Raw genomic sequence first — 25496 nt, 5'->3', positions numbered from 1 at the left:
TCATAAATCTGAGAATGATAGTTTGGTATTTCTAAACACTCTAAGAGCGTATCTTATTCCCAATTTTTATTTGGTACCCAAAGTATGTCTACAGACAACAATTTAAAATCTAATCAACAAAAACAAGAGACGGAATATGTTGTATTAGCAAGACGAACACGACCACAAAGTTTTTCCAGCTTAATTGGTCAAGAAGTAGTTTCCAATTCAATAGAAAAAATGTTGACTCATCATAAAATCCCTCATGCTTTTTTATTTACAGGAACAAGAGGAACAGGAAAAACGTCAAGTGCTCGTATTTTAGCTAAATCACTTTGTTGTGAAAAAGGGCCGACCATTTCGCCATGCCAGACCTGTGTACACTGTACTCAAATTACAGCATGCGCCCATGACGATATTTTAGAGATTGATGGCGCATCTAACACAGGAGTGGATAGCATTCGAGAATTACGAGAAGCTACCCGTTTTTTCCCCAACTCAGCTCGCTATAAAATATTTATCATTGACGAAGTTCATATGCTTAGTACAGGAGCATTTAATGCTCTTTTAAAGACATTAGAAGAGCCACCTCCTCAAGTTGTTTTTATTTTAGCAACCACTGAGCTTCATAAAGTACCAATCACAGTCCGTTCTCGCTGCATGATTTTTGCATTTAAAAAAATTGAGCCACATACAATAGAACAACATTTAAAAGATATTTTACAAAAAGAAAAAATAGAGTTTGAAAACGAAGCCATTACTTTAATTGCCAGAGAAGCAAAAGGCTCTATCCGTGATGCACTTAGCCTTTTAGAACAAATTATAGCAAGCTGTAATCATAGTTTTATTTCTGCAGAACAAACAAAAAAAGGCCTTTGTGTACAGGGCGAAGAAATAGCTGAAAATATCTTTTTATCTATCTGCAAAAAAGAGACAGGCGAAGCTCTAGAGCTTTTAAAACAAGCCGATTCAGCCAGTTTAGACATAGCAACCTTAATTGATAATGTGGCGCAGTTTTTCAGAAATGGCATGATTATCAAAAGTTTGAATAATAAAGAACGTGCAATTAAGTTAACACAACTTCTTCCTAAAGAATATGATTCCTTAAGTAATGCAATCACATCGCTTTCTCATGCAGCAATAAGTGAGATTTTTAGATTACTTGCCATTTCTGTTAAAGAGATTTCAAGAACAAATGCAAGTTTAGCATGGGCTGAAATTACTATTATTGATTGTATTTCGAGAGCAGAATGGCTTTCCGCCTCTGAAATTATTTCTATTATCTCTAATAAAACAAATACAACAGCTCAAATAAATACACAAAGTATAAAAAAAATTCCTGAACCTGAGCAAATCATAAGTACTACGAAACATAATAATCAAACAAACTTAACTACACCAAAAATTCCTACAGTGCATAATGAACAATTAGATATTGAAATTTTTAAAAAATTTGTTTCAATTGCAGAACAAAAAAGTAAAACACTTGGCGCTCGCCTTGGATTTGCAAAAATAGAATCTTTCAATAAAAACTGTGTTCATTTTTCAGATGTTCCTGAAAATGAAACTTATTTATCTTTTAATGATATTGATCTGCAATATTTTTGGGAAAGCATTACAGAAATACAATGTCAAAATGCAGAATTTAAAGGTCATTACACACCAAAGCCGCCTCTTCACAACATGCATAAAGAAAAAATTAAAAAGGTTTCTACACATTTAAATACATTAAAAAAACCAATACCAGAAGCTATAACTCCCAATACACAAAAAAGTATTATACAAAGCTTTCAAAAATATAATACTGGCCAAGATATTCATTCAAAATCAGATAATATCTCTCGGCCTTTAAACAAATCAATTTCTTTGTCAGAAATCAATACAAAAGAAAAAAATCAAGGATTTCTTCAAAAAGAAAAAGATCTACTTGAAAAAGATCACATTCAAAAACTAAAAAAGCTCGCTACAGAAATTCAAATTGTTTCTGTAGACTAGAAATTACGAAAGCGAAAGGAGATTTTTTAAAATCAGCATAAAAATGAATCTAGATCTTGCACTGTGAATAAAGATTTGATTACATTTTTTTGTAGTATGTAATCTTAGGTTACATCTCAGTTGCTTTTTAAAATAAAGTATATATAAGTGACACAATTTTTGATCTATTTCTGGAGGTTCTGATGGTTCTTTTCGCTAAAAACAGTAATGAGCAATTTTTTAAACAATCTATGCCCCCCCTTGATATGGGTAAAGCAGCTGAAGCTGAAGAAGAAGATGAAGACTTTGATGATGATGACGAAGACTTCGATGATGAAGATGAATACGATGATGACGAAGATGATTTTGATGATGATGAAGACGACTATGATGATTATGATGAAGATGAAGAATATGATGATGAGTTAGACGAAGACGATGAATACGATGACGATGATTATGACGACGATGATGATGATTATGATGACGATGATGATGACGACTTTGACGATGAAGACGAGGATGAATAATTTTCATATTAGCAGTCTTAATTATCTCGTTTTATTATAATGGAACACTTTAACTCCAGTAAATGTTTTTCATTAGAATGTGTTCGCTTTTTTCCTCAATGAAATGAACACTTATAACAATAAGAAGATACGCTTAAATTTATGGAAGCACTTCTTATTGTCTTGATTTTGCTGCCTAGTATTTCATATTATAATAGTTAAAGAAATTTTTAACTTCTTTTCATTTGGCTTTGTATTATCAAATTTAATTTCTGTTGTTTGGTCATTTTTTTGATGTGATACTCTCTCTTTGAAGCTTCTGATCGATTTATATGACTCTCTTGATACAAAATCACATCGGGTTCTGAAAAATTAAAAAAAGAAGCTCCCTTCTTACTTGAACAATGCTCTTTAAAGCGCCTCTCTAAATTTGTCGTAATTCCAGTATAAAGCTTTCCTGATTTTGTTTGAATGATATAAAGTATCCAAGACAAGAAAGTTCCCTTTTAAAAAAAACTGTTGATAATTGCTAATAACTCCAATGGAAAAAAACTTCTTCATTCCATTTGTGAATAACGAATCTATCACAAGCACCTACCCAAAGATAATTTTGATGGCTTCCCGTACAAAGCGTATTCGCAGGATTTGTCAAATCATTTTCATAAGAACTTTTAAATAGATTTGAAAAAGATTCGGGGGTGCTTTTTTCTAAAAGAGAAAATATTTTAAACTCATTCTGATTTTGTGGTGATTTCGTAACTAAATAAAATTGTTCATTTGGAAGAACATTTTCATTGCATTCTTTTAATTCTAAATAGGAATAAGAATTTTTTAAATCTTCAATATGATCTATTTTAAAGTATTCTCCATTTTTTTTGTATAAACAGATTGCCTTATTGTGGTTTACTTCATTTGCATTATAACCGATTAACCTCATTGTTACTGCGTCATATCTAAATTTAAATTCAGAGAAGTTAAAAAGCCCTGCATAATTATTATCATCACTAGCAACAAATTGGCTACCTACTTTCAGCTTATGATAATTTAAATCAACTTCTTGAATTTTTGCCCTCCCATTTTCTGAAGGAGTAAATTTAAGTTTTAATAAATAATTTTCTTGATCATACTCATTGCAATGCGATAAAAATAAGCTTCCCCAATTAAAATTATTATTTTTCATACGTAAACAAGTATTAGATACTTTCAATTTTATATTAAAGTTAACAAATGAATCATAGGAATTAACTTGATCAGGAATAAAATCAAGATCCCATTTTTGATAATTTTGATAAGAATTATCACAAGGTCTAAATCCAATATTTTGCCAAGAAGCTGAATTTGGGTCAGAAGCAGTTAAACAAAGAGGTAACGAATTTCTATTTCCAGCTGTAGTTACAATTTGACCAGAATCTGTAAAATAATAGGAAATTTCATCATTCGCTTTAGCTACTCCAAATTTTGCTTGATAATTTTTCAATCCTGAAAAATCAGTCAAAGAATAATTATGATAGCCAGCATTTGAAATCGTTATTTTCCAACTTACCAAAATATTGGAAAATTCATTAGAATGTAAATCATTTTTATACAAAATCACATTTTGTTGAACTTGATCAGTGGCTTCATAAGAATATGTCATTGATGCTTCTGTTTGATAATCTTCTTTTAGGCAGACACGGTCTATTGCACTTTGTGCATTAATTACTCTTCCATTTGTTATTCCTGTAGATAAATGATCATAACGGTCGGCCGTCTCTAATAAAATATCTTTAATTTCTTTTGCTGTTGCATTTGGTTTACAATTTCTCATTATAGCAATAATCGAAGAAACAATCGCTGCAGCTTCAGATGTTCCATTACCTACTTTAATTTCACGATCTCCAGTTAAAAAAGAAATATTATGGCCAGGAGCTCCAATATCAACACGTCCTGCACCATACCTCGAGCCTCCTGTTCGTGTTCTGTAAATAGCTGGTACGTTATTTTCATAAGACAACCCTGCAACACGAATAACAGGATCATAAAGCTTATCTTTATTTCTTTTTGGTTTATAGGCTGCAGGCCAATATTGATCTTCTGGTAAAGTGAGATTTATATCTCGACCATCATTTCCCACAGATGCAATAATTAATACTTTATCGTTTTTTCCTGTCTTAATTAATAATTCATTCCATTCCGTTGCATTTTTAACACCTTTATCTACAGCAGAAATATTAATAATTGGCTCTTTCTCAGTAAAAATAGCTTCACTAGCAGCTTCATAAATAGATGCTCCACTATTATAATTAGGGAATGCAATTCGATTTATAAGATTCACATTTGGATATAAGCCTGAAAAAGAAACATTCCCATTATTAAAATATTTTGAACCAATAATAGAAGCCATAGCGGTTCCATGCAAACTAAATAAATAATTTAAATCCTCCGCATTATAGTTAGTATGATAATAAGTTTGGATCACATTTAATTCAGACAGCGGAGCAAATTTTGAATCAATTACCGTAACAGGAATATAATTATTTACAAATTGAAAATGAGGAGGATAATTCATATGCCTGTAAAATTCAGGGTAGTAATAATTCCCTGCACTATTTACAGATAGTGCAGCACCTTCTTGAATAAAAATAATTATCAAACCTATTTTTTTTACAAAATCAAGACTTATTCTAATCTTATTAATTAAAATATTATTCATTTTTTCCCTCAATTTAAATAATTAATACAAATTAAATTAATATTTGTATTAAAATTAATTATATTTTTTTATTTATTATAGCAAATTAAATATAAATTATTTGATTTTATATGATATTATTACATACAATTTTTAATTGTTAATTAACAGAAATATAAAAATTTTAATTTTACTCACCACAAATTTTTATAATTTCCGTTTGTATTTCATGACAAAGATCTTTCAAACTTTTTCTACTAAAATCGAATTTCAATCCTGTTGCTTCAAACAAACCTTGTAATGATTTTTGTGATCCAAGACTCAATCCTGAAATATAATTTAAGACAGCTTGATTATAATTACTTTTGCTTTTTTTCCATAGTTGTAAAGCTCCTGATTGAGCAATTCCATAATCAATATAATAAAAAGGAGAAGTAAAAATATGAGGACGACTTAACCAACCAAGCTCCTCAATATCTTCATAGCCATCCCAATTTACCTGTGGCCTATATTTTTTAGAAACATCGCGCCAAATTTTATTTCTTTGTTCGGAAGTTGGAATTTCTTTAGACGAATATATTTTATGTTGCCATTCATCCATCATTGCCATAAATGGCCAAAAATTTAGCATATGAAAAAGTTGAAAAGATAAAGCTTTATTAGAGTCCTTCTTATTAACCCACAGATCAGAGTAAAAAGGGCTTGCTAAAAGTTCTAAACCAATGCTTGCTACCTCACAAAATTCAAAACCTGGATGCCGCAATAATACATTATCAATATTTGAAACAGCATAACCATGAATGGCATGACCAAACTCATGAATAAAAGTCATTGCATCTCTAAAATTACCACCAAAGTTTGCAAAGACAAAAGGATAACCACTTTCCTGAAAAGTAACACAAAAAGCTCCAGGGGCTTTTCCTTTTCTTGGAGAAATATCTATTAAATTATTTTTCCTCATCTCATTAAATAATTTACCAAAAGAAGGATGAATTTTAGATGTAATATTTTGCATTGAAGAAATTAAATGATTTAAGTTTCCATTTGCAGGAAGTTTTTCAGGCATAAGATCTGGCCAAATTGATATATCCCATGGCGCTATGCAATCTGATTTTAAAGATTCTTTTTGACGAATAGATAAGTCTTTTACAACAGGAATAACCTCGTGATAAATTGAATTTCTAAATTCAGCACAATCTTCTTTCCCATAGTCCATTCGACCAAGTTCTGCAAAAGCAATATCGGTATAATCATCTGCCTGAACAGTTGCAGCTTGTTCTTTTCGATTGATTAAAAGCTTTTCAAATATTTCTTGATACTTTTCTTCATTATCTTTAACAAAGTTCCAATATGTTAAAAAAGCGGACTTTCTTGTATAAGGATCATTATCATTTAATTTTCCTATCACAACAGAAACCGGAGTTGTTCTTCCCTCAAATAAAGTTTTTGCAGAGTGTGAAAATTTTTTATAATCTCTGATTAATTGATTTTCTTCAATTTGAAGCTTTGATATTGCTGTTGAAGTATATTTTCTTCTAATATTTAAATCTTTAATAATTCTATCATTATCATATAAGTGCATTGAATTGCGCCAAGGTGAAGTCATGTAGGTATCCATTAATTCACTTCTTATATTCAATAGCTGGGATAAAATATTTTCTTCAAATTCAACTAATTTTTTTTCAGCTACAATATCACTAATATTAAAACTTAAATTTAATTCTAAAATAGTATGCGCTTCTGATATGGCACAGGAGGCTTCATGAAAAAGTCCATACCAATTTGCAGCACTTTTAAAATCGAAAGGGATTTCAGTAGAAAGCCTTGCTAATAAATGACGAACATCGTTTTTATCTAAAGGGTTAAATTTTTCATCGATAAAAATTCTTTTTTTTCTTTCTGGAAGCGTATAAAGCTGAGACATTGTCACCTTTCATAAAAAGTCAGCAAATTGTCATTAACAAAACTAGAAATTTTCTTGTAATTAAGCAATTTGTAAACCTTTCCGATTATTAAAGCAGGCGGAAAGGGGTTTAAATGCAACTGCGTTTAATAACATACACAAAAAAGATGAGAGTAGAAAGATTTGTCTTTTTAGCTCTTTTAAGTCTTTTACTAAATGGATGCAGCACCCCGCCAGTCGTTCGCGGACCACCTCCAACTCCTGTTAATTTACCTTTTTTGAGGCTCGAACAGGCAGGGGAATGTTACTTTATAGATGATTTTTTACCCACTCCAGACTCATTAGTAAGTGGAAAAACCTCAAATTTATTTTTACGGTATTACACTTACTGGAATGCAAGATACAAATATTGGTCCGACGTAGGAGTTATGCTTGCATTTTATAGTAGAGATATGAGGTGTTGGGCTTTATTTGAAGAATATGCATTACCTAAAATTGATAATTAATTGATAATTTTTCAATTAAAAGAGGAGACTTATTTTTAATATTGGATAAAACTCTTGGAAAATAATATGGCTAAGCTGTTTGTTGCAGACTCTTCACAAAAATCAATTGAAAATTTAAACCATTTTCTAGTTGCAGATGGGCATGAAGCCTATTTTTTTGATAACTCAAAAACTCTGAGCGATATTTTAAAAGAATATAAATTTGATATTATTATTGTAGATCAAAATTACAAGGGAATGCCTTGTATAGAAATTGTAAACTCATTTTTAAAAAATCCTACACACTCAAATACACACGTAATCATGACAACATCTTCTCCAAACAAAGAAGACTTAAATAAATTTAGTTCACTTGGAATTAATCATATTTTTGTTAAACCCTATCGCTATAAATTATTATCAGAAAAAATTAAATATGCTATTAATCCAAATAAAGGTGACCACGGTGCGTTTGAACCTGAAATATTAAAAATATTTCTTGAATCGACAATTCATATCTTTGATTCCATTGGAAATATAGCAATTGCTGCAGGAAGACCATTTCTTAAAACAGGGAATGATAGTCTTAGCGAAATAAGTGCTGTAATTGGTCTATCTAGTCCACAGATCAAAGGCTCAATGTCTATTAACTTAACAAAAAAACTATTGGCTTCTTTTCTATTTAAAATGCTTGGCCCAAATGCAATTGCAGATGATCTCGGAATTTCAGATATGTGCGGTGAACTTTGTAACCAAATCATGGGTAGGGCAAAACAACAGTTTTTAAAGAAAAAAGGAATGAGCTTCGAAATTACAGTTCCTTCTGTATTATCTGACCCTTATCACATATTAGACTATAAAAGTTCTTCTCCTGTTTTGGTTATTCCATTTTTGTATGAAAAAGTAGCTTGTGTTTTTGTTGAATTTTGCCTTGAAATCAACGACAATTACGAACCTGTTGAGCCAGAAAAACTTCAAGTAATGATTGAAGAAGGCGAGCTTATACTATTTTAAGTCTTAATAAAGTTGGTAAAAAAATGGAATCCATGTTTATAAACCGTGTAAAAAAAAATTACTTATTTCTAAAAAAATGGAGCAAAAGAGAGAATATAACTGCTTTTAGAATTTATGATAAGGATATTCCACAGTATCCTTTTGCAGTTGATTTTTACTCAGGTGCTATTGTTTTATATCAATATGAAAGATCTAAAAACAATTCTGAACTCTCAAATGAGTATGAAATTGCGGATCAATTACAACTAGAAGAAGTCATTTCAGACTTAAAAAAATATTTTGTATTAAATGAAAATGATTTCTTTTTAAAAGTAAGAAAAAAACAAAAAGGATTATCACAATATGAGAGAGAAAATGAAAAAGGTGTTACCAGAGTTGTAAATGAAGGAGATATGAAATTTTTAGTTAACTTATCTGATTATTTAGACTGCGGATTGTTTTTAGACCACAGAAAAACAAGACAAATTGTAAAAAAACTATCTTTTGATAAAAATGTTTTAAACTTATTTGCCTATACTGGTTCTGTTAGCGTTGCTGCCGCACTTGGAAATGCCAAAAGCGTAACCACGGTTGACATGAGTAATACATATTTAAAATGGGCTGAATCAAATTTTAAATTAAACAATATATCAAATAGCAACAACGAATTTATAAGAGCAAATATTGTTGAATGGCTTGATAATTTAACTATGAATTCGAAAAAATTTGATCTTATTTTTGTTGATCCTCCTTCTTTTTCAAACTCAAAAAAAATGAGTGAAAGCTTTGATATTCAACGTGATTATATTTCTCTTCTAAAAAATTGTGAAAAAATACTTTCTGAAAAAGGAACAATTATTTTTTCTAATAATCTTAGATCCTTTAAATTTGATAATGATGAGTTTTCAAAAAATTTTAATATTGAAAATATTACTAAAAAGACATTACCTCAAGATTTTCGCAATGAGAAAATACATCAAGCATGGTTATTAACTAAAAAATAATTTAATTTAAGCATTTATACGATGCCGCAGAACCACCTGTATATATTGAGCGTATTCTTTCTAAATCATTGCTAGATAAACATATTACCTGAGTTTTTGAAGTAACGGAATCATGACCCACATTTATTGTTGGATACATAACGCTATTTGTTTCACTTACAGCATGGCCTAAACCCAAAAAATGACCTAATTCATGCAAAGCAATGCTTTGCATATCGGCAACATACTGTGTTGAGGAGTTGTAATCTGCAGTTGTATCTCCAAAATAATAAGTATCTCGATTAAATCGAATATTTGCTTTTAAAATAACATTCTTTTTATAATTATAAATTGTAGTTGCAATTGTCGATGAAGATTTTCCCGTATTCTTTACCCAACCACCGCTACCTCCTGAAATTTGATCATAGTACAAAGCATTAAATGATTCATTATTAGGTAAAAACAAACTTGAAAAAGAATTTCCTGTTTTTGTGACTGTGCCTTGTCTTAATTGCAATATTGTTCTTCCTATTGCATTATTCCAAGTATCAACAGCCAATTGTATATAATTATATAAGTTTGAGTTTTCTGAGGTAATTGCTGTACTAATATCAACTATTACAGGATAATTATAATTAGTACCCCAACCTTCTGAAAATATAATGGGTTGATTGACGTCACCAGAGAAGTCATCATATTCAACAGTTTTCTGTTGCATACCACAAGATATGCTTATTAAACTTAATAAAGTTAAAATAAATAGTTTTTTAGTAATTTGTATAAGTTTCATTCATAAGCCTCAATGCTATGCAATGAGTGCCTATCGTCAAAATGAAATATATTATAGAGACCATATAATTTTGACGCTCTTTAATATTTTTGTTTTTCTAAAATTTTTTTATTTATATGAGTGTATTTAGAAGCTATTAGCTACTATTCCGTTAGCTCCAATATACGAGAAATAAATATTTACTTTTTGAATTGTAATTTCATTTTTTCCTAGTTTAATCGAGAACTCAGTAGGACGTAATCTACTAAATTTAACTTGCTCCCCTTTGTCACATGAATAAGGAACATTTTGATTATTTAACTTAATCTCTTCTGGAATTTTATATATTAAATTTTCTCCTTTTTGATTTACCCCAATTATTACAGCGCATACTTTTCCAGATATTGAGTTTTTAGATAAATTTGTATTAGACAATGAAAAAATAAAACGAGTTTTATTTACTTCTGGTAATATTTTTGGATTTTCAATTTTTATACCACTATTTTGAATTATTAAAACCTCTTCATTTTTAGTTTCTACTTTATTTAATTCTTCTTTTTTAACTTCTAATTTCTTTATTTCTATTTTCTTTACATCATTATTTTTTAATTCTTCTTTTTGAGGTAAATTTAAAACTAATTCATTATTTTTATTACTTTCTTCTTTCATTAAATTTTTCTCAAAAGAATACTGAAGCAAGCTTTTTTTAAAAGAAATTATATATTTCTCTTGAATTTGATTCTTCTGAAACAAAGTCAAACTAAAATAAATTGAAATAGAAGATATAACTAATAATAAAAATAAAAAAAACAACACAAATTTAACAAAAAAAAGATTGAGTTTATAATGATATGTTTTTTCAGAATCAATAAAAAATATTAAATTAAATTTTTTAGAACTCTTTTTCGATACTGAATTATTTATACTCATTATTTGGTTGCCTTACTAAAGCACTTAATAAATCCGAATTTTGAATTTCTTCATACCATTTCTCAGATATAATTTTATATTGATCGTTTTCTTTTTTTAAATAAAGAAACTTTCTTCCAAAATCTTCTTTTTCAGGGGAGTTATATTTTTGAAGAAATGAAACAAATATTTCATCTTCAAAAGATAAAATTTTAGGATCACTAATTTCAATACTTATTTTACCTTTTCTATTGTTACTTAAAGTAGTTTTAAGCTGAAGCCATTGTTTTTTATTTTTTCCTAAAGTATTAAAGGAATCTGAATAAAAACTTAGATATTCATTTAAATCAGAATTTTCCCAAGATTTTTTCCAGGAGTCTAACATAGACTGAATTGCAACTTTTGTTTCTTCGATTTTTTTAGAGGAATCGAGTAAAGTCATTTCTTTTGTGATCACGACTGGCGTCTCTAAGGGAGTAATGTACTTCTCTAAATCTAGCCAATCGTCATTTCTTAAAGCGACACAACCATCCGTATCAAATGCTTTGCTTATTCTTGAATCATCTTCAACTCCATGAATCCAAATTCCATATCCTGTTTTACTTGATCTTTGATCAAAGATATTTGGATAATCTAAAGTTAAAGCGCCAGGACCATATTTAGGTGGTAGTTTACCCCCAGTTATTTTGCCTGTTATAAAATAAATTCCTTCAGGTGTTTTCTTATCACCAGATGATTTTTTATCACCCTGTTTTTTTCCAGTAACAGCCTGATATGTCTTAATAATCTCATATGTTCCTGTGATATTTTCTTTGTAAACACTAAGTTTATGTTGCAGTTTTTCCACAACAAGTGCATATGCAGAAGGCTTTCTTCCTAAACTAATGAATGAAGCTGGTATTTGACTTGCTGCTTTTTGGTTTAACTTCTCTGAAATTGAATTTTCCGCTATGATTTGATTTGATTCAGTTGAATCTGTATTTGCCAAGCATATGGGAGAATATAAAATTAAACATAAAAAAAGAACTTTTAATGTATTTTTATTGTATAAATAATACAATTTCATATTTTAGCTCCGAAGCATTCATTAAAAAATAATGATAGATATAATGAGTTTAAAGGGAATAATAATTTAATTCTAGATCGTCAAAGTCTCGTCATTGAAAGAATTTTCCCAGATAAAGTGTTTTTTAAAAAGAATTGTTTATATTAAGGACAGCTCCTCTTTATGACTGAAACAAAAGATCAAACATTAAAAGCAATTGTTTATGAAATTAATGAGTTTGTTAAAAAAGCAAGAAGGTTAATTCAAACTAAAAAATCTTGTGATATTGATATTCTCATTAATGAAACTCTTTGTAATAATCAAGATAATATTGGTGAAGTAAAAAAATGTGATGGATTTTTATTAAAATTTCATAATTCAACAGATGCTCCAACTCAATATGATTGCAAATGCTCTTTAATAAAAAAAACTTTTCAAAATTTAAATTCAACCAACTTTGTAATAGAAAAAATAGAATCAAACTGGCCATTAAAAAAAGGAATGGTTAATTCAAAAATAATCGCCTGGCAAGAATGCACATCTGCAGCAGAAAGCATTCAATTATCTATTGCTTTTATGATTAAATGTATTTCAATTATAACTTATAAAAAGTATAATTCTTATAATATAGATAATATATTCCTTGAATATTTCAAAGATATCATTTCAAACAAAATTTCTTCCTTGTATTTTTGGAACGATATTAAAAAGAATTATATAAATAATAGGGATAGTTTTTCTAATGAAAAAAATAATAGAAGTATATTTTATAAAGATATATTACCAAAAAATAAATTAATTATTTTATGCTTTGAAGATACTAACTTCAGATTAAGATCGGGTACAAATTTTGAACTTTTTGCTTTTGAACAATTTATAAATGATTTAACTCTTGCTAATAACTCACTGATTGTTTTTTCGAAACAAAAACTAATGCCCAATAAAAGTAAAAAATTAAATTATTTAGATAATTATACTATAAGCTTTAAAAAAAGCTTAGATGAACAAAAATACTCTATCCAAGAAGCTATGGAGCCTGATTATAAACTATCAAGAGACGAACGTTATACAGAAGCAAATAAAATTGGTGCATTTGATCGTTTAATTGAACTTCTTGCTAAGGGACAAAATTATATTAATACCCTTGAAAAGGATTATTCTGAATGGAAGAAAAATACAGAGAATTAAGTGCAGACTACTATAAAAGAAAACAACATCTTTTCAAAAAAAGATTAAAATTTCTATTTATCCTTTTTTCTTCTGTTTCTTTTTTATTATTTTTAAGTATTTCTGAAGGATATGCTCTTAAATTACTGCTTTCAAAAAACTTTTCTTTTATTGAAATTAGTGTAATTTTAATTCTAATTAGTATATATTTACTAGCTTATAATATTATCTTATCAAAAATATATTTACATATATGCTACTACTTTGAAAACAAAAAAACTCCCTCCTTAATTATAATGACAATATTTATTATTTTATATTTAACATTATCATATACCACAGGAATAAAAGATATTGTTTCTTTAGGTGTAAGTAAGCTCTGTATTATTTCTCTTTATTTCCATTTTTGGAATTCACAATTAACAGAAGCAAGGTTGAAAACAAGATCAAAATTAATTCCATATATTTTTATAGTATCTTGGAGAGCTTTTTTTATATGCAGATGGGTTCTTATTTCATGTTGGTTATTAAGCAGTTTAGGATTTGCATTAGCTCTTGTTGCTTCTCACCCCATTATTAAATTAGAAGGATGGGAAGGTTTAATATTAATGATTACATTTTATTTTTTATTTAAATTATTTGTAAGAAACCCCAATGCTCACAATTATTATTAGGTCTAATCACTATGCTAATTGATTTTCATGTTCATCTTGCAGGGTCAGGATGCTGTCATTCAGGTATTATTTTAGGAAAAATTTTTGAAAAAAGACCGAGTTTTTTCTTTTTAAAAAAGTCACAAAAAATAACTAACGAACAAATGAATTCAGATATCGATCTTATTTGGATTAAAAGAATTTCAAATTTAATAGAAGAATCAAAACAAATAAATAAAGCAGTTACTTTATGTTTAGATGCAATTTATGATGAATCTGGTAAATTAATTCCCGAATTTATTCAAATGTATATTCCTAATTCATGGGGAGATTATGCTGTAAAACAATTTCCTAATACTTTATTACATGGAGCATCCATTCACCCTTATCGAAAAGACGCAATTCAAGAGTTAGAAATATGTGCAAAAAATAATGCATTTTTAATAAAATGGTTGCCATCCATGATGGGGATTGACCCAGAAAATAAATTATGTTTTCCCTTTTATGAAGCTCTAAAGCATTACAAAATTCCTCTTTTAAGCCATACAGATAATGAATATACGTTTGCTGAGCCTAAAAAAGGCTGGCTAAAAAACAATCATATTTTAAAATTAAAAAAGGCATTAGACCTTGGCGTGGTCGTTATTGCAGCTCATGCAGGTACCCCATCACAAATGCATGAGGCTGAAGAACTAGCTTCTCAATATGAAAACTTTTTTTTAGACACTTCAGGTTTGTTTAATCCAACTCGGGCTAGATCTTCATTAAAACTATTTGAAAAATCACAGGCAAGTTTATTAGGAGATCGTCTCTTGTTTGCCACCGATTGGCCAGTCCCTTCTTTTCCTTTGTTTCTTATTGATAAAATTGGACTTTCTTCTTATAAAGAAATTTCAGCCATTAAAAATCCTTTTTTAAAAGATCTTCGGATAAAAGAAAAATTAGGCTTTCATATTCAGAGGTTTAAAAAAAACCAAGAAACCTTATTGACATTACTTGGTAGGTCGCATACTGAAATAAACCTAACTTGATGTTACTTGCGGGTGCTTAGCTCAGTTGGTTAGAGCGTCGCCCTTACAAGGCGAGGGTCTGGGGTTCGAGTCCCTAAGCACCCACCATTTTATGGTTTTCCCAAGAAACAAAAAGTTAAATTCAAATCCAATTTGAGGGTGCTTAGCTCAGTTGGTTAGAGCGTCGCCCTTACAAGGCGAGGGTCTGGGGTTCGAGTCCCTAAGCACCCACCATCCTATTTTTAATTCATAATTAAACTTTTAAAAATAAATATTTGAGTTCCGCTTTCTGCTTTTTGTTTTACCTATTATAAAATATCCTAGGGAGACATTCAAAAATAGATTTTAGCTATTTTTATAGGAATTTTATCTCCTTACCGATAAATGAAAACAGAAATTTGAAATTTTTTTTGTATGAAAAATAAGGATTTTTATGACAGCGGAACAACTCTTAAAGATAAATGGCGGCCAAAAGCTTGCAGGCGGTAAGGTGTCTATTGCAGGCAGCAGCAATCAGGTAACAAAATGTATTATTGCTTCTTTATTAACAAATGAGCATGTTTTAATAAAAAACGCCCCCGCAGTTAATGAAAGAAAAATTGCAGAAGAGTTATTTGCCCATCTTGGAGGAGAAGTTGAATACGTTGATGAGCATACTGTCAGGTTATGCGCTAACGGTATAACCAAAAACTCTATTTCACGAGAAATTTGTCAAAAAAATAGAATCTCCATTTTAGCTGTTGGTGCTTTGTTGCACCGATTCGGCAGTGCATATATTTATGGAACCCTTGGCGGAGATAAAATAGGAAAAAGACCTGTTGATTTTCATATTAAAGGTCTTCAAGAAATGGGTGCCCATGTTGAATTAGATGGCGATCTTTATCATATTTTTGTTGATGAACAAGGTCTCCAAGGGGCACATATCATATTACCTTTTCCTAGCGTTATGACTACTGAAAATCTAATCATTGCCGCAACACTAGCAAAAGGCCGCACCATTATTGAAAATGCAGCTATCGAGCCAGAAGTAACAGAGCTTGTAAAAATGTTACAAAAAATGGGTGCCGATATCACAATAAATGCAAATAGAACTTATGTAATTCGAGGAGTTCCTCGCTTAAAAGGCTGCGAACTTCGCGTTATGCCCGACAGAAACCAAGCTGTTAGTTTTGCTTGCGCAGCTCTGGCAACTGGCGGAAATGTTTTATTAGAAAAAATCCCTCACGATCCTTTGTATAGTTTTTTAAATTATATCCAAAGAATGGGTGCTGAATTTAGAGTTAACTCAGAAGGAATTTATGTTTCCAGTCCAAAAGGAAAAAGACTTAAACATAGCCATATTGAAGTTGAGGTACATCCCGGCTTTATGACAGATTGGCAACAACCTTTTATGGTTTTATTTACCCAGGCTGATGGAATTAGCATTTTGCATGAAACTATTTTTGAGGACAGACTTAGTTATACACGTTACTTAAATAGCATGGGCGCTAACATTAATTTATTTTCCACATGTCTTGGCGAAGCTCCATGCCGATTTAAAAATAAAAATCACATTCACTCCGCAATTATCCATGGACCAACTAATTTAGTTGGAGGTAACTTTAAAATGCCAACAGATATTCGCGCAGGAATGTGTTTAGTTATTGCGGGTCTTGTTGCATCAGGAACAACATTATTATCAAATATTCATGAACTACAAAGAAAGTATGATAATATTGTTGAAAAACTAACTCAAATGGGTGGAGATGTATCAATCATTAAAGGACAAATATAAATATTTATATTATTTTTTTTCTGGATTTGAATTTCTCTTTATTATTTTAATTCCTTTTTTCTCTTTTGAAAGAGGATCATCTGTAGATTGTTTACCTTGTAAAAGTTCTTTAGCAACAGCAGTGGAGTCAACAGATGCTTGCGATGCAGCATTTGTTTCCTGCTTTATCTTTTGATAAATTTCTTCTCTATGCACAACAGTAGACCTGTCCGCTTCAATTCCTAAGCGAACCTGTTTTCCTTTAATTGCCATAACAATAATTTTAATATTATCGCCAATTGCAATAACGTCGCCAACTTTACGCGTTAAAACCAACACGATGCAGACCCTCCATGGCCAGCCAAGCTCTAACCAAGAGACTTGTTTGAATTTATAAACCCATTATAGCTAATTCCTACATTATGGTATATCAAAATAAAAGCCGTGCGCTAAAGTTTTGTCACAATGAAAATAAAGTCTATACTATTTAGTTTGAAATTGGATAAAGACTTACAAATTACAATATCTGTGATACTAATTACAGGGACAATTCCTGGAAATCATTTTTTTTCAGGCTATTCCATATTTTTTCCTGAAGCAGGAGTCTTAAGGTGATTCGTTTGTTACGAAATCTTGCACTAGATAATGATGCATCAAAATCAAATATTATAAATCCTAAAAGAAGTTCAGAAAATACTTTATTTGAAGAAACATCTTACAAAGCAATTAAAATAGCACAAAGACGAAAATGGACTTTAATTGGCTTAATTGCTTCAGTAGCAATCGTAGGCTTAGGCTTTTTAATTTATAATCAAGCATTGACATCTAAAAATCAAAAACTATCAAAAGAATATTCTTTAATTGAAGAAGTTTTTAATAAAGAAAATCTTGATTATCAAAAAAAGCTTGAATTATTTAAAGGAAATGCTCCTAAAGATTTTACTCCCGATTATACAAAAAGCATGGAACAATTTTCTCAATTTTCTAAAAAATATGACACTGAAGCAATCGGCTGGCAAGCAGCAATTAAAGCGGCTTCTTATTATATTTCAAAAGGATTAAATGATAAAGCAAAAGAAATTTTAGAACCAATTGTTGCTAATACGGGAAGATATCCCTTACTCCAAGTTCAAATAAGAACAACTCTCTCAGGCATTTATGCTTCAGAAAAAAATGAGAAAAAAGCTCTCGATGAATTAAAAATTGTAGAAGAAATTCCACAAAATCCTCTTCCTAATCATGCCCGTTTATTAAGGGCTCAAATATTATTTCTATCTGGAAATAAAGAAGAAGCTCTTAAAGTTTTAAATCAAATTATATCATCTAGTGATTCTAATTCTAATTCAGCTTCACAAGCCTCTGATATTCAGCAACAGGCAAAAATATGGCTAAATTATTTAGAATCATAATTAATATTATTAGGAAATCTTCTAAATGAATTTATCTAAATTTACCTGTTGTCTTTTTTCTTTGGGATATTCTGTTTCTGTATTTCCCTTTGCTGAAATAAAACTTGTTACTTCACATCCCGAAATTCTTGAAGTTGTTGGTGCGTATTCTCCTGGCCCCGTTGGTTCTTTTTCTACTCGCCCCACAGTTGTTATTCCGTATCAAAAAACGTTTTCGCAATTTGGAGGATTAACTCCAGACAATATCTTTACTTTTGAAATGCAAAAAAAAATAAAAGAGGAAAATTCAAAGAACTCTTTAATTAATAAATCAAAAATATCTATTTTGCCTAGACCTGTTTGCGGCGCATCCCCAGAGACAAACACAATAAATTGTTTTGACTTAAATAGAAGTGGTCAATTTTTACAAAGTTACCCTATTCCAGGTTCAGTATCTTCTACTCCTATTTTTTATGACAATCATTGGTTAATTGGAACAAATAAAGGTTATCTTTTAAAAGTTGAAGCAAATACATTTAATAATTATTTGCCATTTTTAGGCTCTGAAAATACTTCTTTATGGGGTACATATTCAAGAAAATATATGGCTATTTTTAGACCTAAACCAATATATAAAGATCAATCTGGTGCTGCAAATGGTTTAATTTATCAAGAATTAATTAAAGAAACATTGTTACTTTCACCAGGTATGAAATGGGTTTTTTCAAATTCTTCTAAATTTGTTGGCACTCCAATTATTCAAAATGGAAATGTTTATATTTTTTCTGCAAATGAGTACATACAAGCTTTTAATTGGGAAACAGGAAAACTATCTTGGGCCGTTCGCCTCGCACCCGATGCAAACTTAAGACTCACTTCAAATGCATTGACAAGTACACCAACAGAAATCATTGTTGGTACAAATCTTGGGGCTATTCTTATTTTAAATCCCAAAACAGGGAGCATTGAATGGTCTTGGCAAGTTCAAGAAGCAACAGATTCTCAAAGAGAATCGACGCAACTTCCAGCAGGACCAGATAAATTTAACTCAATTGTTTCTACTCCATTAGTGATCGATAGAAACTTAATAGTTTCCAACACAGAAAGCATGACACAAAATATATCTTTAGATTCAAAGTCTGCTATTTGGAGTTATCCATTAGGAAGTGTTGCTCAGCCAAAATTATACCAAAATAGTGTTTTAATTGGTTCTTCAAATGGAAAATTAGTAAGTTTAAATAAAGAAACAGGCGAAGTTCTTTGGTCTACCAGTTTAACCTATGACCTTTCACCAATTATGAGTGTATTTGTCACCAAGAAAAATGTTATTTTAGCAGCCTCTTCAAGAGGGCAAATATTTATGGTAGATCCTAATAATGGAAAAATATTGTCCCAAAATCTCCCTATTGGTGAAACAAATGGTGAGTTTTTTGCAGGCTATGACAAAGCAGATGCTTGTATTAGTTTTTCACAAAATGGATTTCGTTGTTTCTATGCTAAAGTAAAATAACATTTTTACTATAATCAATTTATTATGAACGTGGAAAATGAAAAAAGATAAAAAAATTAAATTAATTTCAAGTGTCGTATTATCAACAAAAAAATTTAATAAAATTAAAAAATCAAAAAATTCTAGCTTTGAAATAACAAGTGAAAAAATAATTATTACTGCAAAAATTGCAGAATTAAAAAAAAGAATTCAATTCATATTATCGCTAATGTGTGACTTTTCTACTGAAATAGGCATTCGTATTTGCGATGAAAATGAAATGCTTTCAAGTAACACATATTATAGAGGCAAAAATTATCCGACTGATGTTTTAAGCTTTCCATATTCAGATGATTTACCAAATGAATCTGAATATTCTTATTTAGGAGATATTTTAATATGTCTCCCCGTTTGTTATAATCAAGCAAAGAAAGCTCGTGTAACAATTTCTCAAGAACTTGAAAAAATGATTATTCATGGGATTGTCCATTTAAAAGGGTTTGATCACGAACGTAACAAAAGCGCATGGAAGGTTATGACTCATTTAGAACAAAACCTACAGAATGAACTTCAAAAAGAAATGGGCAAAGCGAATTGGTGCAAAGCAATTCTTTCAAGCAAATAAAGGATTTTATTAATGGTAGAAAGTTTGGTTGCTGGTATCGGTATCGTAATTATAAGTTTATGCATTTCTGCATTTTTTTCAATGACAGAAACAGCTGCTACGAGCATATCAAATCTTAAGGCAAAACATTTATGTGAATCAGGTAAAAAATCAGCCCAAGTTTTAAATTTATGGTTAAATAGCCCTTCCCGTGTTTTAGCATCTCTTTTAATTGGAAATAATCTTGCTAATATTTTTGCTTCTATATTTGTTGATGACATTATTAGAACACATTTTGGCAATACACCTATATTGCTTGTTACTGGAATGATGACAATCATTATTGTATTATTTGCAGAAATTATTCCTAAAACATTTGCAAAAACCCATGCTGTTAAAATCATTATTCCCGTTTTAAATGTTTATAAGTTTTTTTACTATATTTTACTTCCGTTTTCAATTGCAATGACTGCAGTAAGTAATTACATTACCTCTTTTATCACTCGCTCTAATAAAAATCCAAATAAAGATCCACAAATTACTGAAGAAGAACTTGAATTTTTAATTAATGTTGGAGAAAAAGAAGGTGTTATTGCTGAACAAAAACACGATATGCTTTCAGGAATTTTTGAACTAGGCGATACCGTTGTACGTGAAATTATGGTGCATCGCATTGACTTAACGGCCGTATCTCAATCCATGAAAATAGTAGACGCCGTTGAAAAATTTAGAGAAACAGGACTTTCCCGAATTCCTGTTTATGAAGATAAAATTGATAATATCATTGGAACAATTCATGCTAAAGATGCTCTTTTTTTCTTAAAGAAACATCAAGGGGATCCCGTTTGTTACGAATCTACTGTCTCTGAAATTAGAAGAGAAGTTATGTTTATCCCTGAAACAAAACCTGTAGATCATCTTTTTCAAGAAATGAAAAGACACAAACAGCATATGGCCATTGTTTTAGACGAATATGGTGGCACAAGTGGTATTGTCACCATGGAAGATATTTTTGAAGAGATTGTTGGCGAAGTAAGAGATGAATATGACAACGAAGAAGATGCCATTCGTCCTACACAAGTAGCAAATCAATATTTAGTAGAATGTAAAATTCATATAGATGATTTTTGCGACTTCTTTGATTTAAAAGTAGATGAACTCACTAAAGGAATTGAAACAAACGAATTTGATACTCTTGCTGGTTTAATTCTTCATCATTTTGGACAAATTCCAAAATCGGGAGATAAGTTAACAATTAACAATGTTATTATGGAAATTGTTGAAGTAAGTAAACGCCGAGTAAGAAGAGTTGTTGTTCGTTTGAATACCTCAGAAAATTAAGAGGAATTAAGTAGAAAATCTTAATTTTAAATAAACAACCCTAATGCTTTTGCAACACCTGCACCATAATCGGGATCTGCTTTTTTGCAGTTTTCGATATGTCTTAATTTAATTTCATTCGAAGCATTTCCCATAGCGCGCGCTGTGTTTTCAAAAAGGACTTGTTTTTGATCTGTACTCATTAATCTAAATAGCAATCCAGGCTGCGAATAATAATCATTTTCTTCTCTATGATCCCAATGCCCTGCAGTACCATCAAGAACTAAATGAGGCTCAGCATAATTGTTTTGTTGTTGCCACTCACCTTTGCTATTTGGCTCATAATTTAAAGTTTTTCCTTTGTTTCCATCAACTCTCATCGCACCATCACGATGGTAACTGTGATAAGGGCATTTGGGAGCATTTACAGGAATAAGTTGGTGATTGACACCAAGGCGGTAACGATGTGCATCACCATATGAAAAGAGTCTTCCTTGTAACATTTTATCTGGAGAAAACCCAATACCAGGAACGATGTTTGCAGGATTAAAAGCAGCTTGTTCTACTTCTGCAAAATAATTTTCAGGATTTCGATTTAGTTCTAAAATTCCAACTTCAATTAACGGATAATCCTTATGCAACCATACTTTTGTAAGATCAAAAGGGTTATATTTACATTTTGCAACATCTTCTTCCGACATAATTTGAATACACATTTTCCAGCGTGGAAAATCTCCTTTTTCAATACTTTCAAAAAGATCTCTCTGATGGCTTTCACGATCTTTTGCAATAATTGATTCTGCTTCAGAATCTGAAAGATTTTTTATGCCCTGCTGAGAAATAAAATGAAATTTAACCCAACTTCTTTTATTATTTTTATCAAAAAAACTATAAGTATGACTTCCAAATCCATGCATATGTCTATATGAAAAAGGAATACCTCTATCACTCATTACTATTGTTACTTGATGAAGCGATTCTGGAGATAAGGTCCAAAAATCCCAATTATTTTCAGCGCTGCGCATATTAGTTACAGGATCTCTTTTAACTGCATGAGCTAAATCAGGAAATTTAAGGGGATCGCGTAAAAAGAAAACAGGCGTATTATTTCCAACCAAATCCCAATTTCCTTCTTCTGTATAAAATTTCATGGCAAAACCACGAATATCTCTTTCGGCATCTGCAGCACCACGTTCGCCAGCAACAGTTGAAAACCTTAAAAAGAGATCTGTTTTTTTACCGATTGAAGAAAAAATATGAGCTTTTGTAAATTTAGATATGTCATTTGTTACTGTAAATGTTCCATAGGCTCCAGAACCTTTTGCGTGCATACGACGTTCTGGAATAACTTCACGATCAAAATGTGCTAATTTTTCCAAAAACCAAACGTCTTGCAAAAGTACAGGACCATAACGACCAGCAGTCATTGTATTTTGATTATCTACTACAGGAGCGCCTGCACTCGTTGTTAATTTATTATTCTTTTTCATTTAATGCCTTCTATATGTAATTTAATTTTAATAAGACTAAATTTTTATGAAAATTTTTTAATATTTAAAGTCATTTTTATTTTTATAAGCATTTTATTAAACAGGACTTAATAAAATTTATAATTTTTGATATTATAAAATAGATAACCTATTTAATAAAGAATTCTTACGTAATCAAAGAGTATCCTAAAGTCAAGTTAAATAAATTCTATTTACTTAATAAATTAATTCTAATTTTCAATTAATATAATAAATTAAACATATAAAAACAAATATTTATTAGAAATTATTTTTTATTAAATTATTAATTCATCTTTTAATTTATATTAGAAAAAATAGTAAACAAAATGAATTATTACTTTTTTATAAGATGGATAGTATGAAGAAAAGTATGCAATATTTTTAGTAGAAAAATAATTATAGCACTTAATGAAATTATAATTAATTGCGGAGTAGAACAAATTACCTTAAATGCTTTTTCTTTCCAGTTTGCTTCTATAACACAAGGATGTGATGATTTTTCTTTAATATTATCAATTAATTCTTTTTTAAAATTCTCAGAATTTGAATTATCTTCTTTCTTTTCAAGATTCATTATAACTCCTTTCTGTTTTTATTAAAATATGAAAGTTTTTCTGTTATATTATTTTATTTTAAAAATTACAATAATTATAGATTAAATTAAAATGTTTAAAAATATTGCAAAAAAGGTGGTTATTATTTGATTGTTATTTTTTTAAAATATAAATCCTGTGAATATAATTTTAAATAGGGATCATTTTCTTTATAACCACCAATATCAGAATTTACTAAATATCGTGATAATTTATCAAATAAAGGAATAACAGAATAATATTCCATTCCAATCGCAGCTGCTTTTTCAAATAAAATATTTCTTTTTTTATTTTCGACTTGAGCAGTAGCCATATCAAGTAAATTATCGTATTTAGGATTATTCATATATGAAAATTTATAATGCTTAGTACTTTTTAAAAGGCCTAAATATTCAATAGGGTCTAAATAATTAGGATTCCAAGTGATCAATGATATCTCAAAATTTGCTTCTCGAATTGAAGTAACATTGTCATTATAATCTAAACGATTTAAAATTACAGTAATACCTAATTCTTTTTTAAGCTGATCTGAAATAGATTCTACTATTTTATAACTATCTGGACTATAATTATAGTTTATTTTTATTGTTAACTTATTATTTTCGTTAAAACCAGATTCATTAAATAGTTTCTTTGCTTCTTTCACTCTTTGAACATAACTCACTGTGGCCCATTTTGGAATATAAGGAGTATATTCGTAAATATAATCTGGGACAATATCATATATAATAAATTTAGAATCATACAATATTTTTTTCGCTATTTCATCCCTATTTATAACCATAGAAATAGATTTTCTTAACTTCAAATTATTTTTAAAAGGTTTTTTACTAATATTTAATATCAATATAATTGAATCAGCTGTTCTATTTAGAATTAACTGACTACCTATAAGCTTTGAATTTAAATATGGAATTTCATTCGATGAAATATTTGGAGAAGTCATATCAGCTTGTCCTGTAATATACATATTTATTTGCGATAAAATATCTTCAGTAAAATAATAAATAACATTATTTATTTTTACATTATTAAAATTATAATAATAAGGATTTTTTTCAAAACGTATGAACTTTTCTTTCAGATAATCTTTTATTCTATAGGCGGAATTAGATAAAGATGGAATTTCATTTATAAATAAACCTTTAGAATTGAAATCTTTAGGGTTTAAACATACATAATTTATACCACTTAATAGCTCTAAAAAACGAGGAAAAGGTTGAGATAACTTAATTTGAAGAGTTTCTGAGTTTATAATTTGAACCCCTAATTTTTTAATTGGCATTTTTCCTTCAAGTATTTTTTGACTATTTAAAATAGGATAAGATGAAAATCCAATCGTTGTTAAAATTTTAGGATTAACTATTCTTTGAATAGGAAGAGCACAATGAGCTGCTGTTACTTTTGAACCATCTGACCATTTAGCATCAGATCTAATCTTAAAAATATAAGTTTTTTTATTATTTGTAACTTTATATGATGAAGCAAGGGCTAAAATGACTTTTCCATTTTGGTCTATCCTTGTTAAACCCTCAAATAAATCTTGTAAAACAAGATTCGTGGGTGAATCATCGGAATTTGTAGGATCAAAGGTATATGGTTTGCCTCCTGAAAATCGAGTAAGCTCATCTCTTTGATAAACTTTTTGAGCAAAAGCCAAATTGCCAGTATACAAACATATTAAAACAATAAAGAATACCTTGTACATATTATAAAAAATCTGATTTTTTGTCATTTTAAACCATTTTAAAATATTACTCATAAAAACTTCTATTTTAATTATATATC

General features: G+C 29.6%; 23 protein-coding genes and 2 tRNA genes. 15 read left to right on the top strand and 10 right to left on the bottom strand.

Features of this window, described 5'->3' with window-relative positions; all coding sequences use genetic code 11:
- Positions 1–84 precede the first annotated feature (84 nt).
- Both dnaX and GCL60_RS17380 read left to right on the top strand, forming a co-directional pair.
- Positions 85–1974, top strand: coding sequence for a DNA polymerase III subunit gamma/tau (gene dnaX / locus GCL60_RS16205; RefSeq protein ID WP_153421724.1), 1890 nt, complete (start codon positions 85–87; stop codon positions 1972–1974).
- A gap of 182 nt (positions 1975–2156) precedes the next feature.
- Complete coding sequence (locus tag GCL60_RS17380; protein WP_202614056.1) at positions 2157–2483, top strand: hypothetical protein; 327 nt, start codon at positions 2157–2159, stop codon at positions 2481–2483.
- Positions 2484–2692: 209 nt separating this feature from the next.
- Here the strand turns inward: GCL60_RS17380 and GCL60_RS16195 are convergent, their stop codons facing one another.
- The 3 genes from GCL60_RS16195 to GCL60_RS16185 form a co-directional block, all read right to left on the bottom strand.
- Positions 2693–2956: a GIY-YIG nuclease family protein gene (locus GCL60_RS16195; protein ID WP_153421723.1), complete on the bottom strand. Its 264-nt coding sequence runs from the start codon at positions 2954–2956 to the stop codon at positions 2693–2695.
- A gap of 35 nt (positions 2957–2991) precedes the next feature.
- A complete protein-coding gene (locus tag GCL60_RS16190) occupies positions 2992–5154 on the bottom strand; it encodes a S8 family serine peptidase (protein ID WP_153421722.1) in 2163 nt (720 codons plus the stop codon).
- A 169-nt stretch (positions 5155–5323) separates the two neighbouring features.
- A complete protein-coding gene (locus GCL60_RS16185; protein WP_153421721.1) occupies positions 5324–7057 on the bottom strand; it encodes a M3 family metallopeptidase in 1734 nt (577 codons plus the stop codon).
- Between the two features lie 113 nt (positions 7058–7170).
- Between GCL60_RS16185 and GCL60_RS16180 the strand changes: the two genes are divergently transcribed.
- The 3 genes from GCL60_RS16180 to GCL60_RS16170 all read left to right on the top strand — a co-directional run bounded on the left by GCL60_RS16180 (position 7171) and on the right by GCL60_RS16170 (position 9518).
- Positions 7171–7542 carry a hypothetical protein gene (locus GCL60_RS16180; RefSeq protein ID WP_153421720.1) on the top strand — a complete coding sequence of 124 codons (372 nt, stop codon included), beginning with the start codon at positions 7171–7173 and terminating at the stop codon, positions 7540–7542.
- A gap of 66 nt (positions 7543–7608) precedes the next feature.
- On the top strand, positions 7609–8535 hold the full coding sequence (locus tag GCL60_RS16175; protein ID WP_153421719.1) for a chemotaxis protein CheX: 927 nt from the start codon (positions 7609–7611) through the stop codon (positions 8533–8535).
- 32 nt (positions 8536–8567) lie between these two features.
- Positions 8568–9518 (top strand): class I SAM-dependent methyltransferase, encoded by a 951-nt coding sequence (locus GCL60_RS16170; RefSeq protein WP_161998260.1) that lies wholly within the window; start codon positions 8568–8570, stop codon positions 9516–9518.
- Position 9519: 1 nt separating this feature from the next.
- Here the strand turns inward: GCL60_RS16170 and GCL60_RS16165 are convergent, their stop codons facing one another.
- From GCL60_RS16165 to GCL60_RS16155, 3 genes are all read right to left on the bottom strand, one after another.
- A complete protein-coding gene (locus tag GCL60_RS16165) occupies positions 9520–10287 on the bottom strand; it encodes a matrixin family metalloprotease (protein ID WP_153421717.1) in 768 nt (255 codons plus the stop codon).
- A gap of 126 nt (positions 10288–10413) precedes the next feature.
- Positions 10414–10935 (bottom strand): hypothetical protein, encoded by a 522-nt coding sequence (locus GCL60_RS16160; RefSeq protein WP_153421716.1) that lies wholly within the window; start codon positions 10933–10935, stop codon positions 10414–10416.
- A 247-nt stretch (positions 10936–11182) separates the two neighbouring features.
- Positions 11183–12241 carry a L,D-transpeptidase family protein gene (locus GCL60_RS16155; RefSeq protein ID WP_153421715.1) on the bottom strand — a complete coding sequence of 353 codons (1059 nt, stop codon included), beginning with the start codon at positions 12239–12241 and terminating at the stop codon, positions 11183–11185.
- Between the two features lie 162 nt (positions 12242–12403).
- On the opposite strand from GCL60_RS16155, the gene GCL60_RS16150 reads away from it, so the two are divergent.
- From GCL60_RS16150 to murA, 6 genes are all read left to right on the top strand, one after another.
- Positions 12404–13408 carry a hypothetical protein gene (locus tag GCL60_RS16150; protein ID WP_153421714.1) on the top strand — a complete coding sequence of 335 codons (1005 nt, stop codon included), beginning with the start codon at positions 12404–12406 and terminating at the stop codon, positions 13406–13408.
- Positions 13384–14061 (top strand): hypothetical protein, encoded by a 678-nt coding sequence (locus tag GCL60_RS16145; RefSeq protein ID WP_153421713.1) that lies wholly within the window; start codon positions 13384–13386, stop codon positions 14059–14061. Before GCL60_RS16150 ends, GCL60_RS16145 begins: the two co-directional genes overlap by 25 nt.
- A gap of 11 nt (positions 14062–14072) precedes the next feature.
- Complete coding sequence (locus tag GCL60_RS16140; protein WP_153421712.1) at positions 14073–15071, top strand: amidohydrolase family protein; 999 nt, start codon at positions 14073–14075, stop codon at positions 15069–15071.
- Positions 15072–15081: 10 nt separating this feature from the next.
- Positions 15082–15158, top strand: a tRNA-Val gene (locus GCL60_RS16135).
- A 49-nt stretch (positions 15159–15207) separates the two neighbouring features.
- Positions 15208–15284: transfer RNA gene (locus GCL60_RS16130), tRNA-Val, on the top strand.
- 199 nt (positions 15285–15483) lie between these two features.
- A complete protein-coding gene (gene murA / locus GCL60_RS16125; RefSeq protein ID WP_153421711.1) occupies positions 15484–16824 on the top strand; it encodes a UDP-N-acetylglucosamine 1-carboxyvinyltransferase in 1341 nt (446 codons plus the stop codon).
- Positions 16825–16833: 9 nt separating this feature from the next.
- Here the strand turns inward: murA and csrA are convergent, their stop codons facing one another.
- Complete coding sequence (gene csrA, locus GCL60_RS17485; protein WP_153421710.1) at positions 16834–17142, bottom strand: carbon storage regulator CsrA; 309 nt, start codon at positions 17140–17142, stop codon at positions 16834–16836.
- A gap of 272 nt (positions 17143–17414) precedes the next feature.
- On the opposite strand from csrA, the gene GCL60_RS16115 reads away from it, so the two are divergent.
- The 4 genes from GCL60_RS16115 to GCL60_RS16100 are packed head-to-tail and all read left to right on the top strand — an operon-like array spanning position 17415 to position 21625.
- Positions 17415–18212: a tetratricopeptide repeat protein gene (locus GCL60_RS16115; RefSeq protein WP_153421709.1), complete on the top strand. Its 798-nt coding sequence runs from the start codon at positions 17415–17417 to the stop codon at positions 18210–18212.
- A gap of 25 nt (positions 18213–18237) precedes the next feature.
- A complete protein-coding gene (locus GCL60_RS16110; protein ID WP_153421708.1) occupies positions 18238–19701 on the top strand; it encodes a PQQ-binding-like beta-propeller repeat protein in 1464 nt (487 codons plus the stop codon).
- A 37-nt stretch (positions 19702–19738) separates the two neighbouring features.
- On the top strand, positions 19739–20305 hold the full coding sequence (ybeY, locus tag GCL60_RS16105) for an rRNA maturation RNase YbeY (RefSeq protein WP_153421707.1): 567 nt from the start codon (positions 19739–19741) through the stop codon (positions 20303–20305).
- Positions 20306–20317: 12 nt separating this feature from the next.
- Entirely contained in the window at positions 20318–21625 is a 1308-nt protein-coding gene (locus tag GCL60_RS16100) for a hemolysin family protein (protein ID WP_153421706.1), read from the top strand.
- A 26-nt stretch (positions 21626–21651) separates the two neighbouring features.
- On the opposite strand, the gene GCL60_RS16095 is transcribed toward GCL60_RS16100, so the two are convergent.
- From GCL60_RS16095 to GCL60_RS16085, 3 genes are all read right to left on the bottom strand, one after another.
- Positions 21652–23094, bottom strand: a complete 1443-nt coding sequence (locus GCL60_RS16095) for a catalase (protein WP_153421705.1) — start codon at positions 23092–23094, stop codon at positions 21652–21654.
- Positions 23095–23449: 355 nt separating this feature from the next.
- Positions 23450–23689, bottom strand: a complete 240-nt coding sequence (locus tag GCL60_RS16090; protein WP_153421704.1) for a hypothetical protein — start codon at positions 23687–23689, stop codon at positions 23450–23452.
- 122 nt (positions 23690–23811) lie between these two features.
- On the bottom strand, positions 23812–25470 hold the full coding sequence (locus GCL60_RS16085; RefSeq protein WP_153421703.1) for a peptide ABC transporter substrate-binding protein: 1659 nt from the start codon (positions 25468–25470) through the stop codon (positions 23812–23814).
- Positions 25471–25496: the final 26 nt, after the last annotated feature.

Source organism: Silvanigrella paludirubra (assembly GCF_009208775.1).
In the GTDB taxonomy this organism is placed as follows: Bacteria; Bdellovibrionota_B; Oligoflexia; order Silvanigrellales; family Silvanigrellaceae; genus Silvanigrella; species Silvanigrella paludirubra.
This window is presented reverse-complemented; position numbering and strand designations above follow the sequence as displayed.